This window comes from Flavobacterium cerinum (assembly GCF_004028155.1).
In the GTDB taxonomy this organism is placed as follows: domain Bacteria; phylum Bacteroidota; class Bacteroidia; order Flavobacteriales; family Flavobacteriaceae; genus Flavobacterium; species Flavobacterium cerinum.
Genome location: NZ_SBII01000006.1, coordinates 15,844 through 31,899, shown reverse-complemented (window position 1 = coordinate 31,899; position 16,056 = coordinate 15,844). Strand labels below are relative to the sequence as shown.

16 protein-coding genes are annotated in these 16,056 nt (G+C 36.7%); 6 read left to right on the top strand and 10 right to left on the bottom strand.

The features are described 5' to 3' along the window. Positions 1-4: 4 nt before the first annotated feature. The 6 genes from EPI11_RS10140 to panC are packed head-to-tail and all read right to left on the bottom strand — an operon-like array spanning position 5 to position 6,744. On the bottom strand, positions 5-1,993 hold the full coding sequence (locus tag EPI11_RS10140) for a transglycosylase domain-containing protein (protein WP_128389860.1): 1,989 nt from the start codon (positions 1,991-1,993) through the stop codon (positions 5-7). 13 nt (positions 1,994-2,006) lie between these two features. Beyond that, positions 2,007-3,368, bottom strand: a complete 1,362-nt coding sequence (gene radA, locus EPI11_RS10135) for a DNA repair protein RadA (RefSeq protein WP_128389859.1) — start codon at positions 3,366-3,368, stop codon at positions 2,007-2,009. Positions 3,369-3,383: 15 nt separating this feature from the next. Beyond that, entirely contained in the window at positions 3,384-4,526 is a 1,143-nt protein-coding gene (locus EPI11_RS10130; RefSeq protein WP_128389858.1) for an alpha/beta hydrolase, read from the bottom strand. 42 nt (positions 4,527-4,568) lie between these two features. Further along, complete coding sequence (locus EPI11_RS10125) at positions 4,569-5,531, bottom strand: lysylphosphatidylglycerol synthase transmembrane domain-containing protein (protein WP_128389857.1); 963 nt, start codon at positions 5,529-5,531, stop codon at positions 4,569-4,571. A gap of 3 nt (positions 5,532-5,534) precedes the next feature. Beyond that, positions 5,535-5,885, bottom strand: coding sequence for an aspartate 1-decarboxylase (gene panD / locus EPI11_RS10120; RefSeq protein WP_128389856.1), 351 nt, complete (start codon positions 5,883-5,885; stop codon positions 5,535-5,537). 13 nt (positions 5,886-5,898) lie between these two features. Then, positions 5,899-6,744, bottom strand: coding sequence for a pantoate--beta-alanine ligase (panC, locus tag EPI11_RS10115; RefSeq protein WP_128389855.1), 846 nt, complete (start codon positions 6,742-6,744; stop codon positions 5,899-5,901). A 107-nt stretch (positions 6,745-6,851) separates the two neighbouring features. Between panC and EPI11_RS10110 the strand changes: the two genes are divergently transcribed. The 6 genes from EPI11_RS10110 to EPI11_RS10085 all read left to right on the top strand — a co-directional run bounded on the left by EPI11_RS10110 (position 6,852) and on the right by EPI11_RS10085 (position 14,136). After that, positions 6,852-7,658 (top strand): glycogen/starch synthase, encoded by an 807-nt coding sequence (locus EPI11_RS10110; protein ID WP_128389854.1) that lies wholly within the window; start codon positions 6,852-6,854, stop codon positions 7,656-7,658. Between the two features lie 19 nt (positions 7,659-7,677). Continuing rightward, the gene (locus EPI11_RS10105; protein ID WP_128389853.1) at positions 7,678-9,282 is read left to right on the top strand and encodes a DUF4270 domain-containing protein; all 1,605 of its coding nucleotides are present in this window, start codon (positions 7,678-7,680) and stop codon (positions 9,280-9,282) included. Between the two features lie 5 nt (positions 9,283-9,287). Next, positions 9,288-11,135, top strand: a complete 1,848-nt coding sequence (gene glmS / locus EPI11_RS10100) for a glutamine--fructose-6-phosphate transaminase (isomerizing) (protein WP_128389852.1) — start codon at positions 9,288-9,290, stop codon at positions 11,133-11,135. Between the two features lie 101 nt (positions 11,136-11,236). Next, on the top strand, positions 11,237-11,917 hold the full coding sequence (locus tag EPI11_RS10095; protein WP_128389851.1) for a hypothetical protein: 681 nt from the start codon (positions 11,237-11,239) through the stop codon (positions 11,915-11,917). 335 nt (positions 11,918-12,252) lie between these two features. Further along, positions 12,253-13,764, top strand: coding sequence for a F0F1 ATP synthase subunit beta (gene atpD / locus EPI11_RS10090; protein WP_128389850.1), 1,512 nt, complete (start codon positions 12,253-12,255; stop codon positions 13,762-13,764). Positions 13,765-13,848: 84 nt separating this feature from the next. Continuing rightward, on the top strand, positions 13,849-14,136 hold the full coding sequence (locus tag EPI11_RS10085) for a F0F1 ATP synthase subunit epsilon (protein ID WP_128389849.1): 288 nt from the start codon (positions 13,849-13,851) through the stop codon (positions 14,134-14,136). 57 nt (positions 14,137-14,193) lie between these two features. Here EPI11_RS10085 and EPI11_RS10080 read toward each other — a convergent pair whose 3' ends face one another. The 4 genes from EPI11_RS10080 to EPI11_RS10065 all read right to left on the bottom strand — a co-directional run bounded on the left by EPI11_RS10080 (position 14,194) and on the right by EPI11_RS10065 (position 15,946). Beyond that, positions 14,194-14,409: a helix-turn-helix domain-containing protein gene (locus tag EPI11_RS10080; protein ID WP_128389848.1), complete on the bottom strand. Its 216-nt coding sequence runs from the start codon at positions 14,407-14,409 to the stop codon at positions 14,194-14,196. 2 nt (positions 14,410-14,411) lie between these two features. Then, positions 14,412-14,975 (bottom strand): hypothetical protein, encoded by a 564-nt coding sequence (locus EPI11_RS10075; RefSeq protein WP_128389847.1) that lies wholly within the window; start codon positions 14,973-14,975, stop codon positions 14,412-14,414. A gap of 7 nt (positions 14,976-14,982) precedes the next feature. Beyond that, entirely contained in the window at positions 14,983-15,378 is a 396-nt protein-coding gene (locus EPI11_RS10070; RefSeq protein WP_241657612.1) for a DUF2975 domain-containing protein, read from the bottom strand. A 106-nt stretch (positions 15,379-15,484) separates the two neighbouring features. After that, the gene (locus EPI11_RS10065; RefSeq protein WP_128389845.1) at positions 15,485-15,946 is read right to left on the bottom strand and encodes a DUF2975 domain-containing protein; all 462 of its coding nucleotides are present in this window, start codon (positions 15,944-15,946) and stop codon (positions 15,485-15,487) included. Positions 15,947-16,056 lie beyond the last annotated feature (110 nt).

Genomic DNA, 16,056 nt, shown 5'->3' with positions numbered 1-16,056 from the left:
GGTTTTAAAAAGTACGATTGGTAAAATTCATAAAAAACTCTTTCATAGCGAGAGAATCATTTGCCGTTGGAACTTGTTCCTTGAGGCGTATACGTGATCTTGCACGACCGGAAATATTAATTTTCCCCGATTGTGCTAATGTGTCTTCAGGGTTTAAAAGCCCTCTTCTCATCATTAGTTTTTTAATATAATCATTATGTTTTTCGGCATAGCCTTTAAGATTACCATCGTCATTAAACTGCCACATAAAGGCTTTAGGACGCGGTATAATGCTGGCAAGGAATATACATTCGTCCAGCGTTAATTGCGAAGGGCTTTTGCCAAAATAGTATGATGAGGCTTCGCCTATTCCATATACATCCGGGCCCCATTCTATAACATTAAAATAAACTTCGAGCATACGCTCTTTACTGGCGATACGGTTGTTCTCTAAAATATAGGTAAGCAGTATTTCCTCCAGTTTTCTGGATAGCGTCTTCTCACGGGTCAGGAATACATTTTTAATAAGCTGCATACTTATAGTACTCGCTCCACGGGCAAATTTCTTTGTCCTGATGTTCTTAATGATCGACTGCTTGAATGCTTCGTTGATAAAACCTCTATGCGAAAAGAATGATGGGTCTTCGCTGGTCAATACCGCATGACGTAGGTAAGACGGTATCTGTTCCATTGGCGTGTAATACGGATTATCACTGCTCAATGATATACCACGCTGCTGTCTGCCATTATCAATAGCCCTATAGGTAAAAGCGCTATTAAGTTTTGCAAGGTCTGCTGCTCCATACTTTGTGATTTTCAGGCCGTCTTTTTTGAGGGTGCTATCAAATACAAGTTGGTTAGGCTTGTTTTTATTGTATAAAAAGTCCAGGTTATAACTAAAGTTACCTTCGGCTTCCATGCCTTCAAAGTTGGTAAACAATCCTGACGGCAGCGAAACGATAAAGTCCTGAGCAGCCATTTTAGGGATTCTTGCCTTAAGCTGATAAGTAGTGTCTTCTGCAACACTGTATTTAATGAAAGGATGGAATTTTATTTTATTCAATCGAACTGTCGATGTACTGTCTAATGCGATGAAATCAGATCCAAAAAGGAAACGGTAATCAAAACGGGCATCATCAATAACTACATCTTTTTTGGAGATCCTGGCATGGTTTACCATAAAATTACGGATAGATGCATAGCCGTCTACATGAAGTTCTCCGCCACTCATGTCTATTTTTTCTACATTGATGTGAATGGAGTCGAACCCTGATTTTAATCCGTAACGTTCATTCAGGTAGGGTATTTCTACTCGGGAAGTATCTGTATTAAAAAAATTAAGGTCGGCCTGTTTGTTACGCGGGTCTGCAAAGCCTTTTACTTTCCAGTTTTGAGCAATATCATCTGCACTAACACCAATGGATGATTCGAGTTGTTCATCGGCCAGCTTAAGTTCTTTAAGATGCAGGTTTACTTTCCTGCCCATATCGTTCATACGTAGTGTCAGGTTCTCAAGACGCATATCCGTTGGCACAAGATTAAGGACTCTGTTTAGTAGCCTATATGCTCTTTCGGCATAGTTAGCATCTTTTTTATCATCAAGGATATCCTCTTTTTTATTTTTTAAAAAGGCATCAAAATTTTTACCATTCTCGTTTTTTACAAGCTGTACAAATCCGTTTTTCATTTCAAGAGTACCCAGTTGTACATCTCCGGTAAGCAGTCTTAAAAAGTTAATGCTGGTTTTTAGCTCGCTAACCTGCAGCAGGGTATCTGCATTTTTTGGCACAAGGGTAATGCCTTTCATTTCGATATCGGAAAACCCTTTAAAAGAAGCTTCTTTCACGGTAAAAGAACTGTTGTAATCGGTAGTCATTTTGTCTGATACCTTGGCAATCGCTTTTTGTAAAAGTGTATTACGAAAGACAAAAAAGGATATGACAGAAAGAACGATGAATACAACGAATATCTTTAAAACTAATATTGCTATTTGTTTTTTGTTTTTTTTGCGCATTTTAAATAATTGTCTAACCGAATAGGTGGCCCGCTACATCTTCAATTTTTGCCACCAGCCTGATGTCAATTAGGGTGTTTTTTAATGAAATCTTATTGTACTTAGATACAAAAATAGTGGAAAATCCTAACTTTTCTGCTTCCAGTATGCGTTGATCTACCCTATTGATAGGACGAATCTCTCCGGATAAGCCAATCTCTCCTGCAAAACAGAAGTCTTTACTTACAGCAATGTCTTCGTTAGATGATAATATCGCAGCTACAACGGCAAGATCTATAGCAGGATCATCAACATTTATGCCACCCGTAATATTTAGGAATACATCTTTTGCTCCAAGTCTGAAACCAGCTCTTTTTTCAAGCACTGCCAGTATCATGTTGAGTCTCTTGGCGTTATATCCGGTTGTAGAACGTTGTGGCGTTCCATACACAGCCGAACTTACCAATGCCTGAACCTCGATCATCAGAGGGCGCATACCTTCCATTGTTGTGGCGATAGCAGTTCCGCTTAATTCTTCTTCCTTATGTGAAATTAAAATCTCTGACGGATTAACAACTTCTCTCAATCCGCTGCCCAGCATTTCATAAATACCAAGTTCGGCTGTAGAACCAAAACGGTTTTTTAACGATCGTAGTATGCGGTACACGTGGTTGCGGTCGCCTTCAAACTGCAGAACGGTATCTACCATGTGTTCCAGTATTTTTGGTCCGGCAATGCTGCCATCTTTTGTAATGTGGCCAATAAGTATTACAGGAACGTTTGTTTCTTTGGCAAACTTTATAAGCTCTGCGGTAGTTTCCCTTATTTGGGAGATGCTACCGGCAGATGATTCTATAAAATCGGTATGCAGGGTTTGTATCGAGTCAATAATAACCACTTCGGGCTCGATGGCTTCGATCTGCTTAAAGATATTCTGCGTTTTTGTTTCGGTTAAAATGTAGCAGTTCTCGGCAGAAGGGGTTATCCTTTCGGCGCGCATTTTTATCTGCTTCTGGCTCTCTTCGCCCGAAACATAAAGGGTTTTATAAGGTAACTTTAAAGACACCTGTAATAGCAGGGTACTTTTTCCTATTCCAGGTTCGCCTCCCAAAAGAGTAAGTGATCCGGGAACGAGTCCGCCTCCAAGAACACGGTTTAATTCACCGTCGCCTGTATCAAGCCGAACTTCTTTAGACGAATCAATCTCGTTTATTTTAAGCGGGCGTGCCGCTTTTTTTGTTTCAGAAGAAGTAGGTTTCCATGCCTGCTTTTCTTCTTTTTGTATCACTTCTTCTACAATGGTATTCCACTCTTTACAAGCATTGCACTGGCCTTGCCATTTTGAATATTGATTGCCACAGTTTTGGCAAAAAAAGGAAGTTTTAAGTTTGGCCATTTATAATATATTGTGCTATTTTAAATTGTCTGCTTTTTCAAGCATCATTTCTTTTGTATATTCTCCTACTTCATTCAGGCTGTAACCTTTCATATAAGCATTAATCGCTTTTTTTGTTTCATCCATTTTTTCGTAATACAAACCGTTGTAGTATTCTACCAATGTTGTTTTAGGATAGCTTTTTGATGCAAGTGATGAAAGACCTTTTAGCTCTTCATAAGCTCCATTTTTAAGGATAGCTGCCTCTATAGCTCTAAAGTCATTGATCCTGATCGGTATTTTTACTCCAAGGTCTTTTTCGATAACCTCATATTTTTTGGCAAGGTAATCTACATAACCCGATTTTAATGTTACAATTTTCTCCTGATATTCAATAGGCGTTATTGGCTGGTAAGAAGAAAAAATATGGTAAAGTGCTTCGGGGATTGCATAGGTTACTAATGAGTAATGTGTTGCATTTTTTATATCATCAAAATAATATTTTAAAGCAGGGTTTGCTATCTTTTTGATGCTCTCATCAAGTGCTTTAATTTTTTTCTGCATCTTAGCAACATCGCCGTCTGCGGTAGCTAAGTAATAATAAACAGGTGTTTTTATATCGGCAAGCCTTTCCGGGATATGTACGTCCATTTCTTTTGGTAGTTCAGGACTAAGCGCTATATAAGCATTAAATAGCGGGCTCTCTTTGTATAAAAAATAGTTCATAAAACCTGCTGTAAGGTCATGTCCTGCAATAATTTTAAAAGGGGAGATCCTGTATTTCTTTTCAATATGAGGCATTAATTCGGTCACCATAAAGTCAAAGAATTTTTCGCCAAACTCGTCAGGGAGTCCGGTCTCTTTGTCTATTCTGCAATCGGTTTTACGCTCGTTATTCTTATTTTGGTTAATACCTACTATAATTACTTCCGGAAGATCATTCCAATATTCAGTATACGATAACATTCCGGAGAAAGGATCCAGAAGATAGTCACCATCAAGCAATACTAATAAAGGGTATTTTTTGTTTTTATTTGCCGGTAGATCATAAGATGCCGGAGTAACAACGGTAATCTGCCTGGTCGTATTTAGTTTTTGAGATGCAATTTCTTCGTTCTTTTTTTGAGCGAATAGGGAAGTAGTAAAAAGGAATAAAAATAGTAAGGTTTTGGTTTTCATTGCTTTGTAGTTTAATGGTATAAACGCGAAGCAAGTTAGCAATTATTTGTTTCTATACAGTAAAGGCAATAGTAAAAATGATGCCGATCCCAGAAAAATAATCAAGCCTATTTGTGATGCCCAAACGATCCATCCGAAGGCAGTACCAGCCTCCGCAGCTACGCCATATAAGCTAAGAACGGCCGAAATAGCAACTGGGAATACACCAAAACCACTGTTGCTAAATGTAATGGCAAGGCTGCCTATTACAAAAGAAACGGCTACAACACCAAAGCTAATATGAGCTGTTTCCTGCAATGCAAAAATGGTAACATAGAACATAAGCACATAACAAACCCAGATGTATAAAGACAGCAGTAGGAAAGGCCATTTTTTACGCATTTTAAAAACGCTTAGCACACCTTCTGTTAATCCTGAAATTTTTATTTTGAGTTTCTTAAGCCATTTTGCATTAGAGTATATGTAGAACAAAATCGATCCAATGAAAACTATCCCTGCAATCAGGCCATAAAAAAGAAGTTTTTCAAATGGCACTTTAGTGGATATGTAGTTCTTTAGCGTGTCAAATTGCAGTAATATTGTACCCAGAATACAGGCTATGAGTATAAAAAGGTCTACTACGCGTTCTGATATAATGGTGCCAAAACCCTTATCAAAAGGTACATCGCGATAGTTTTTCAGTACCAGGGCTCTACTTACTTCGCCGGAACGAGGAATGGTCATGTTCATGAAATAACAGATACTCACAGCGAAAAAATTGACTAAAAAAGGAGAATGATAACCCAAGTGTTCCAGAGTATATTTCCACCTGTAAGCCCGTGCAATAAAACCTGTAAGCCCTATAAATAAAGAAATATAAATATAGTTATAATCGGCATTTTTAAAGTAACCGGATATTACTTCAATTTGTTGTGCTGTAAACGAAGTATAAGTGTATATAACTAAAAATACTCCCAGCAATAGCGGGAGTATTATACTTAGTAGTCGTCCTATTTTCTTTTTCAAAATCTAGGTTAAAGAATTGTCTTTTTCGTTAGGGAAAACAATAGATGGTTTAAATGTTTTAGCTTCTTCAAAATCAAGTATCCCATAAGAAATAATGATAATGATATCGCCTCTTTGTACCTTTCTTGCAGCCGGACCATTTAAGGTAATATCTCCGCTGTTCCTGTTTCCTTTAATAGCATAAGTCTCAAGGCGTTCTCCATTGTTGATGTTAACAATAGAAACTTTTTCGCCTTCAATAATATTAGCAGCTTCCATTAGCGCTTCGTCTATGGTAATACTACCAATATAATTTAAATCGGCTCCAGTCACCATAACGCGGTGAATCTTGGATTTTACAACTTGAATTTGCATGGTGCAAAGGTAATCAATTTAATGAAATATTATCTATTAACCTAACATTGCTTAAAAAAACTGCAATGAAAGCCCTGTATTTTTTGTTTTCCTTTATTGTGGCAGGTATTAAATCGTCTTCTGCAGCAATCTCAAAGTAGTCCATTTTAAACTCCGGATGAACAGAAAAAGCATCTGCTACATAGTTTCGGGTAAACTCAATTCCTTTTTCTTCAAATAACTGTTGAGCTTCCTTTAGTGTTTTGTATATAAAAGCAGCTTTAGTCCTGTCTTCAGCAGATAATCTTTGGTTTCGTGAACTCATTGCAAGTCCGTTCTCTTCGCGGCTTATAGGGCATCCTACAATATTAACAGGCATGTGGTGCTTTTCTACCATTTTTTTAACGATCTGCAATTGCTGAAAGTCTTTTTCGCCAAAATAGGCATTGGTAGGAGTAACAATTTCGAATAATTTTTTCACAATTGTTCCTACTCCGTCAAAATGACCGGGCCTGTGGCTTCCTTCCATCTGATGTTCGAGTCCGTCAAAAGAAAATGAGCCTGATGAAGTGTTGCCATCATACATTTCGTTCACCGAAGGTGCAAAAACAATTATTTTATCGCTTACCGATTTTATTTTTTCGACATCGGCTTCCAGAGTCCGTGGATATTTTTCCAGGTCTTCGGGGTTGTTAAACTGGGTGGGGTTCACAAAGATACTAATGACAGTGATGTCATTTTCCTGCACTGATTTTTGGAGCAGCGACAGGTGTCCTTGGTGCAAAGCACCCATTGTTGGCACAAAACCAATGTTATATTTTGTACTAACGTAATTAGATAAAAGCGAGGTAATACCAGCTTTATTATTGAAAATGAGCATCAAGTTTGAATTAAATATCGAAGCAAAATTAATATTTTAGTAACAAAATGCACAAAATTGTTTAATTTTGCGTGTTTTTTATACCCAAATAAATACAAGTTTTAAAAATGGAGGATAAGAGGATATTGTACGTATCATCTGAGGTAGTGCCGTACTTGGCTGAGAATGAAGTCTCTTTAATGTCGTATGATGTGCCAAAAATGATTAATGACCAAGGTGGACAAATAAGAATATTTATGCCCCGCTATGGCAATATTAACGAAAGGAGGCATCAATTACATGAAGTAATCCGCTTATCAGGTATGAATTTGGTAGTGAACGACATGGATATGCCCTTAATTATTAAGGTGGCGTCTATACCTAAGGAAAGAATACAGGTTTATTTTATTGATAACGACGAGTACTTTAAAAGAAAGGCTACTTTTAGTGATGAAGACGGTGTACTTTACCCGGATAATGACGAAAGAGCTATTTTCTTTGCAAAAGGTGTTGTTGAAACAGTGAAAAAGCTAAACTGGGTGCCGGATATTATACATGTTCATGGATGGATGGCAGCAATGCTGCCTATTTATATGAAACATTATTATAAGCACGAAGCTCTTTTTGCTGATACTAAAATTGTAACTTCGGTATACAATCAGTCTTTTGATGGGACATTGGATAATGAGATGCTTAAAAAAGTTCTCTTTGATAATATACCGGAAGAAGACGTGAAAATGTTAGGAGTGCCTAATTATGAGAATATACTTAAAGCATCAATAGCACATTCTGATGCTCTTATTATTGCTTCGGAAAACCTTTCAGATGAGTTAGTTAAGGCTGTTGAGGCCTCAGGAAAACCATTCCTGCCGTTTGTTGCGAAAGATAATTTTGCAGAGGCGTATACTAATTTCTATAGAAATCAGGTTTTATAGTAAATCAAAAAAATATATAATGACTAATAGTTCATTTTTAAAGAAACTCTTACTTGCTTTAAGTGTTGTACTTCTTGTATCATGCGATAAAGACTTTAATGAGATAGGCTCTGATATTATTGATGATGATATTCATCATGATATGACGGGCGAAACAATAGGTGTTGTAGCTTATAATGCTTCTATGGGAGCTGTGCAGTCTAATAACCTGCCTATTAATCAGCTTGGAGTTTTTAATAGTAATGTTTTTGGTAAGACGGTGGCGCACTTTGTTACTCAGCTCGAGTTTCCTGCTAATGCCGCAAACCCAACAATTTTCGAACCTAAAGTAGATTCAGTTTACCTATATGTTCCTTATTATAGTAAGAAAATCAGCACTTCCGGTTCTTCGTCAACATATAAGCTGGATTCTGTTTACGGTAATACTGAACAGGCGATGAGTTTGAAAGTATATAGAAATGGTTATTTCTTAAGAGATTCAGATCCTAATGCGCCATCGGGAGTTCAAAGGTATTATTCTAATGAGAGAGCAATGGTGGATGCTTTAAAAGTTGGTTTGCCGCTTAATGATGATAACATTAATAATAATGAGCAAAACACGAATTTTAAAATTAGCGCTAAAGAGATTGAACGAAAGGCAATAGTGAAGTCAGGAGAAGCTGAAAAGGTTATAGAAAGAATGGCGCCGGGTATCTTTGTGAATCTTAATAAAGATATTATTCAGTCTCAAATAGTAAAAGCAGGTTCGGGTAATCTATTAAATAATAATGTATTTAAAAATTATTTCAGAGGGCTTTATTTTAACATAGAGCAAAAGGGAAATGATGCGGTAATGGTGGTTCCTCAATTCTCCAAAGGTGTTGTCATAATTAAATACACTGATAATGAAGTTGGTTTAAAGGGTGAGAAAACAGATAAATTAATTAAGAAGACCATAACTCTTAATCTTGCCGGGAATACCATAAATTTCTATGATAATACGTATGGAGAGACTTTCGAAAATGCTTTAGCAACGGCCAATCATACAACAGGAGATTCACGTCTTTATGTTAAAGGTGGGTCAGGTTCTATGGCTATAATAAATATTGATGCTGCTGCGATTAAAAGTTTAGCAGAAAAAAATGATGCAGTTAATGGTGGTGTACTGGTAAATGAAGCTAATCTTAGTTTCTATATAGACGAAGAGGCTATGAAAGGATCTACAGAACCTATGAGGGTTTATCTTTATGATCTTAAAAATAAAACCCCTCTGTTCGATTACTATAGAGATGCTTCATCGAATAAGTCAGATAAAAAGTTTGATAAAGTTGTTCATGGCGGCTTACTTGAATTTGATAAAAAAGGAGCGCGTTATAAGATACGTCTTACCAATCACTTGAATAACATTATTAAAAACGATTCATTGAATGTGCCGCTGGGTCTTGTAATAACTGAAGATATTAACAATGTTAAAAATGCAGGTATAAAAACTCCTTTTACAGCAGGTCTTTATCAAGTAGACAGGGTTCCGGTATCATCAGTAATACAGCCATTTGGAACAGTGCTTTATGGAAATAACGTTCCGGAAGCAGAGAAAGATAAACGTCTTAAGTTAGAGATTTTTTACACTAAAGCTAAAAAATAAAAATTATGTGTGGAATTGTAGGTTATATAGGCCATAGAGAAGCATATCCTTTAATTATAAAAGGTCTTAAAAGACTTGAGTACAGAGGTTATGATAGTGCAGGTGTTGTGCTGTTTGACGGCAAAGATCTTAAGTTGTCTAAAACTAAAGGAAAAGTTTCTGATCTGGAAGAAAGAGCAGAAAAAGAAATAACATTAAATGGAAACATTGGAATAGGCCACACAAGATGGGCTACTCATGGTGTTCCAAACGATGTAAACTCACATCCACATGTATCTAATTCAGGGAATCTTGTAATAGTGCATAATGGTATTATTGAGAACTATGAGCCGTTAAAAAAAGAACTTATCAAGAGAGGCTATGTTTTTCATTCGGATACAGATACAGAGGTTCTTGTTAATCTTATAGAAGAAGTAAAGAAAAAAGATAATCTTAAGTTAGGCAAAGCTGTTCAGGTGGCGCTTAATCAGGTTGTAGGTGCTTATGCGATTGCGGTGTTTGATAGAGAAAGACCAACCGAAATAATAGCAGCACGTTTAGGTAGCCCGCTAGCTATAGGTGTTGGTGAAAAGGAGTTCTTTATTGCTTCAGATGCATCACCTTTTATCGAATATACGTCAAACGCTATTTACCTTGATGATGAGGAAATGGCAATTATACGACTTGATAAACCGTTAAAAGTAAGAAAAATTAAAGACGATTCTTTAGTAGATCCTTATATCCAGGAACTACAAATGAATCTTGAGCAGATCGAAAAAAATGGTTACGATCATTTTATGCTTAAAGAAATCTATGAGCAGCCTAATGTAATAAAAGACACGTACCGTGGAAGGCTTCATGCTAACGAGGGTATTATTAAAATGGCGGGTGTAGAAGACAATCTTCAGAAGTTTCTTAATGCAGAGAGAATACTGATCATTGCTTGTGGTACATCATGGCATGCAGGTCTTGTTGCAGAATATATATTAGAAGAATTTACACGTATCCCTGTAGAGGTAGAATATGCTTCTGAGTTTAGATACAGAAACCCAATTATACGACCAAACGATGTGGTTATTGCGATTTCACAATCAGGTGAAACGGCAGATACCCTTGCAGCGATTAAATTAGCCAAGGAGCACGGTGCTTTTGTGTTTGGGGTATGTAATGTAGTTGGTTCTTCAATATCGCGTGAAACGCACGCTGGTGCTTATACACACGCAGGCCCGGAGATTGGTGTTGCTTCTACAAAAGCATTTACAACACAAATCACGGTTTTAACACTTATTGCACTTCGTTTAGCGCAGGCTAAAGGAACAATGAGTAAATCAGATTTCCACAGACACCTACAGGAACTGGAGCTTATACCGGCAAAAGTACAGGAAGCACTTCAAACAAATGAGGTAGCAAAAGCTATCGCTGCAGTCTATAAGGACGCTCCTAACTGTCTTTATTTGGGTAGAGGGTACAACTTCCCGGTTGCCTTAGAAGGTGCTTTAAAGCTAAAAGAAATATCATACATACACGCAGAAGGCTACCCTGCTGCCGAAATGAAGCACGGACCAATTGCGCTTATAGATGAGCAAATGCCGGTGGTTGTTATTGCACCGAAACAGGAGCATTATGATAAAGTGGTTAGTAACATACAGGAGATAAAATCAAGAAGCGGTAAAATTATTGCTGTAGTAACTCAGGGCGATGAGCAGGTTAAAGCATTAGCAGACCACGTTATAGAGGTGCCGTATACTATAGATGCACTATCGCCATTGTTAACAACAATTCCGTTACAGCTGCTTTCATATCACATCGCTGTAATGAGAAATTGTAATGTAGATCAGCCAAGAAATTTAGCAAAATCGGTTACAGTAGAGTAATTTTTGCAGATAAAATTTAAAAGCCGTTAAGATTTCTTAACGGCTTTTTTTGTTTGGTATATTTTCCTACGTTTGTGTCACATTAATCAATAATTATTATAATGAAAAATCTAGCTCTCATTGCTCTACTGTTCGTTTCGTTTGGGTCTTATGCTCAAACCAAATTCATTGAAGTGGAGGTAACCGATACCATTTCCCTAAAGCCACTTAACTTTCGATGCAATGTGTATGCTCAGGATAATACAGATGTTTATTCTTATGATGTTGCTGAAGACGAAGAATACGATCCTTTAGCAGCTGCCGAAAAAGCAAAAAACAAGCTTAATGAGGTTAAAGGGATGCTGGAAACTAAAAAATATAAAGTGCTTCCTTTGGATGAATCTAAAATTAATCTTTTAGAAAGAAGGCCGCCTTCAAAGGAAGGTTTTAGTATTGTTGTAAATGATGAAGCAGAGATGAAAAAGTTAAAGGAACTGCTAAATTCAAGAGAGGACGTAACTACTGTTGTAGTGGTTTTAAAATATTCAGATAAGTTAAAAGCAGAAGAAAAGCTTATTAAAAAACTCATCGATAAGGCTAAAGCAAGAGCTGCTTTTATTGGTGTTACTTCGGGTTTAAAAACAGGCAAGATACTTGAGGTGAAAGAAGGAAGAAAAAGTAATGAAGCCAGTTTTACTGAATTGTATTCACAACTTTTAAAAATGGGTAGTTTCGGACAGGAGAATAATGATTATACCGGGAGTATTTCTAAAACGTTTGTTGTGAAATTTGCAGCAGAGTAATAATACTTTATTAATTTATAAAAAAAGCAGTTAGGGTATTCTTAGCTGCTTTTTTGTTTAATTTGTTACTGCATCCGAATTTGAATAAAATTACACTCAGACCATATGGCAAAAGAATTTGAACTGGTAGATAGTTTGGGTGTAGGAGTAATAATTCAGCAATCGAGATGAACTCTTAACAATCTTTTTAGTCCGGATTTGCAGAAATACTGTTTTTTATTGAAAAAAATGCAATTTTAATATTGCATAATTCACAGATAAAAAACTATCTTTGCACTCGAAAAAAATAGGTTTTTTCGCAAAACGTAAATAGCTGTTTAATAAATACATAAGCAATGTCTAAAGTAATAGGAAAAGTTGCACAGATCATCGGACCAGTAGTAGACGTGGTGTTTAACACCCAAAACGCTGAGCTTCCTAAGATCTATGACTCATTAGAGATCACTAAAAAAGATGGTTCAAAATTAATACTTGAGGTACAATCTCACGTAGGTGAAGACACTGTTCGTACAATCTCGATGGACTCGACTGACGGAATGAGCAGAGGTCAGGAAGTTATTGGTACAGGTGCTCCTATCCAGATGCCAATTGGCGCTGATGTTTATGGACGTTTGTTTAATGTTATTGGAGACGCTATTGATGGTCTTGGTGATTTACCTAAAGAAGGTGCTAATGGTTTACCAATTCACCGTCTGGCTCCAAAATTTGAAGATCTTTCAACTTCATCAGAAGTTTTATTCACAGGTATCAAAGTAATCGACCTTATCGAGCCTTACGCAAAAGGTGGTAAAATTGGATTATTTGGTGGTGCAGGTGTTGGTAAAACGGTATTGATCCAGGAGTTGATTAACAATATCGCAAAAGGTCACGGTGGTCTTTCTGTATTCGCAGGAGTAGGTGAAAGAACACGTGAAGGAAATGACCTTCTTCGTGAGATGCTTGAGTCTGGTATCATCAAGTATGGTGATGACTTTATGCATTCTATGGAGAATGGTGGTTGGGACCTTTCTAAAGTAGACAAGCCTGGAATGAGGCAGTCTAAAGCTACATTCGTATTCGGACAGATGAATGAGCCACCTGGAGCACGTGCACGTGTTGCGCTTTCTGGACTTACAATCGCTGAGTACTTCCGTGATGGAGCAGGAGAAGGACAAGGAAAAGACGTACTTTTCTTCGTTGATAACATCTTCCGTTTTACACAGGCAGGTTCTGAGGTATCGGCTCTACTTGGCCGTATGCCATCTGCGGTAGGTTACCAGCCTACACTTGCAACAGAGATGGGTGCAATGCAGGAGCGTATTACATCTACTAAAAAGGGTTCTATTACATCTGTACAGGCGGTTTACGTTCCTGCGGATGACTTAACTGACCCGGCACCGGCTACAACCTTTGCTCACTTAGATGCTACAACTGTACTTTCCCGTAAAATTGCTGAGCTTGGTATTTACCCTGCAGTAGATCCATTGGATTCTACTTCAAGGATACTTACTCCACAAATTCTTGGTGATGAACATTACAACTGTACTCAAAGAGTAAAAGAAATTCTACAAAAATACAAACAACTTCAGGATATCATCGCGATCCTTGGTATGGAAGAGCTTAGCGAAGAAGATAAGCTATCTGTATCACGTGCTCGTCGTGTTCAGCGTTTCCTTTCTCAGCCATTCCACGTGGCAGAGCAGTTTACAGGTATACCGGGAGTATTAGTTGATATTAAAGACACTATCAAAGGATTCAACATGATCATTGACGGTGAACTTGACCACCTTCCGGAAGCAGCTTTCAACCTTAAAGGTACTATTGAAGAGGCAATCGAGGCAGGACAAAAAATGTTGAGCGAAGCTTAATAACAGTTTCGGGTTTCGGGTTTATAGTGTTAGATTTATATCTGTCGCCTTAAACCCGCAGCCCTCAACCCAAAACTTATAACTATGTTATTATTAGAAATTGTATCGCCGGAAGGCCATTTGTTTAAAGGAGGCGTTACATCGGTAACTGTTCCTGGTACAAACGGTGAATTCCAGATGTTAGTTAACCACGCCAATATTGTATCAATATTAACAACTGGTACTATCAAAATTGCAGTTCCTGATTTTAAAACAAATGCTGAGTTTTCGGCTCGTTTTGAAAAATCAGAGAAAGATCAAAAATTCCTTTTACCTATAACATCAGGTACTTTGGAGCTTAAAGACAACAGAATTATTATCTTGGTAGGTTAATCCTTCCTTCCGATTTATATAAAAACAAAAAGCCCCACGTTATGCGTGGGGCTTTTTTTATGTTTCTTTCTCAGGAATATACTCCATTATATCGCCCGGCTGGCATTCGAGTATTTCACATATGGCTTCAAGCGTAGAAAACCGGATGGCTTTTGCCTTACCGGTTTTTAGTATAGAAAGATTTGCTGTAGTGATGCCTACTTTTTCGGCAAGTTCATTAGACCGCATTTTACGCTTGGCCAGCATTACATCGAGGTTTATAATTATTGGCATAGCTATATTGTTAGTTCGTTCTCTTCTTGTATAAACTCGCCTTTTTCGGTTATATAAGACATAATGAAGATTAGTTTTCCTACAAGGTAAAGTGTAAGGAAAGCCGGGAGCTGCTTAAAGAATGTCGATATGTCTAAATAACTCAGTATGCCTGTAAAACAAAATAAAACGTACTTAAGCTTGGCGAAAATAATTACTGTTGCGCCAACTTTTCTAAATTGTGCGCCTTGCTCATTATAAAACATTTGCCCTTTTTCTATTTTTAAAAGGCATTTATACAGCCTGATTATTCCAGTTATTCCATATACAAGCAAAGCGGTATAGGTTATAGTAAATCCTATGGCAAGCCATTTTATGTTGAAAAAATAACGTGCCCCAAGCTGTTCCAAGCTGCCTAAAGATAATTTAGGAGCTGTAAAGTAATTTAAGAAAAACTCATTTATGGCTACGGGGTCATCTGTTTGAATAAATCCATATGCCTGGATTAAATTAAACACACACATTATTGCAGCTACAAACAAAACTACACGCAATGCAATTATTATGATATTTAAGTGATGTTTCATATTGTTGTTATACCGTTAAGTCATTTTCTTCTTTGATCTTCTTTGCCATTTGGAATACCTCACTAAGAACCATAAAGAATAAACCAAGACCCAGAGTGCATAAAATTGAGCTGAAACCTAATTTTATTTCGATAGGTTTTTTTATCAGGCTGTAAAAAATTAATGGAGCAATAATGATAAATGTGCCAGTTAGTATAGCTTTACCCATTTGATCGAAATTCTTTATAATTCGGTCGTCAAAAATTATTCTCCTGCTAAATAGCTGCAGGACTTTCCTGAATAGATAAAGAGCATAAACATGTAGTGCATAGCCAACAAGTATCAGAAGAAGAAATAGTATTCGTTCTGCACCTGTAATAGATAAAACTTCATTGTTTAGAGTCAAAGGTATCTTATCGGGCATTATGCCTAGTAAGAATATAAAAGGTAATCCAAAAATTAAGGGTATAACTGATAGATAAAAAATAATATCAATTAGCGTTTTTAATATGGGTAATCGTTTCATGGAATTATATGGTTAAGTCGTTTTCTTGTTTAATGCTTTCTCCTTTTTTTATGATATCTGCAACGGCTGTAAGGCCAAATCCAATAATAAGCATAAGGCAGTTAAGAATAATGTTTGTTATGAGCTCTTCTCTGGATTTACCGGCTAGTTTAGTCATGTTATATGTAAAACTAATAATCCCTGTAGCTGCTATAATGTAACCGCCTTTTGAAAGGTATAAAGCACTTTTAAAATTGAAAAAACTCCTTTGGATAAAAAAGGTGAACGACTGATGAATATACCATAGTCCGGTTATAAGCAGAAGTACATTTAGCATAGAGACCAAATAAGGTGTAATGTCTACCGATAATGCAGGTATTGGTTCAGATGATAATATATAATAGATGTATATATTGCTACAGATACCTAATATGCAAATAGTAATAAAGAGCTGTATAGCCCATCTTAAAATTTTAAATTTTCTCATTGGTTTTGTATTTTGGTTGAGACAAATATAATAATTATTGTTTATCAATAATAAAACATCGAAAAAAAATATTATTTTTTAATTTTGCCTAATTGTAAGTTGCTTATTTT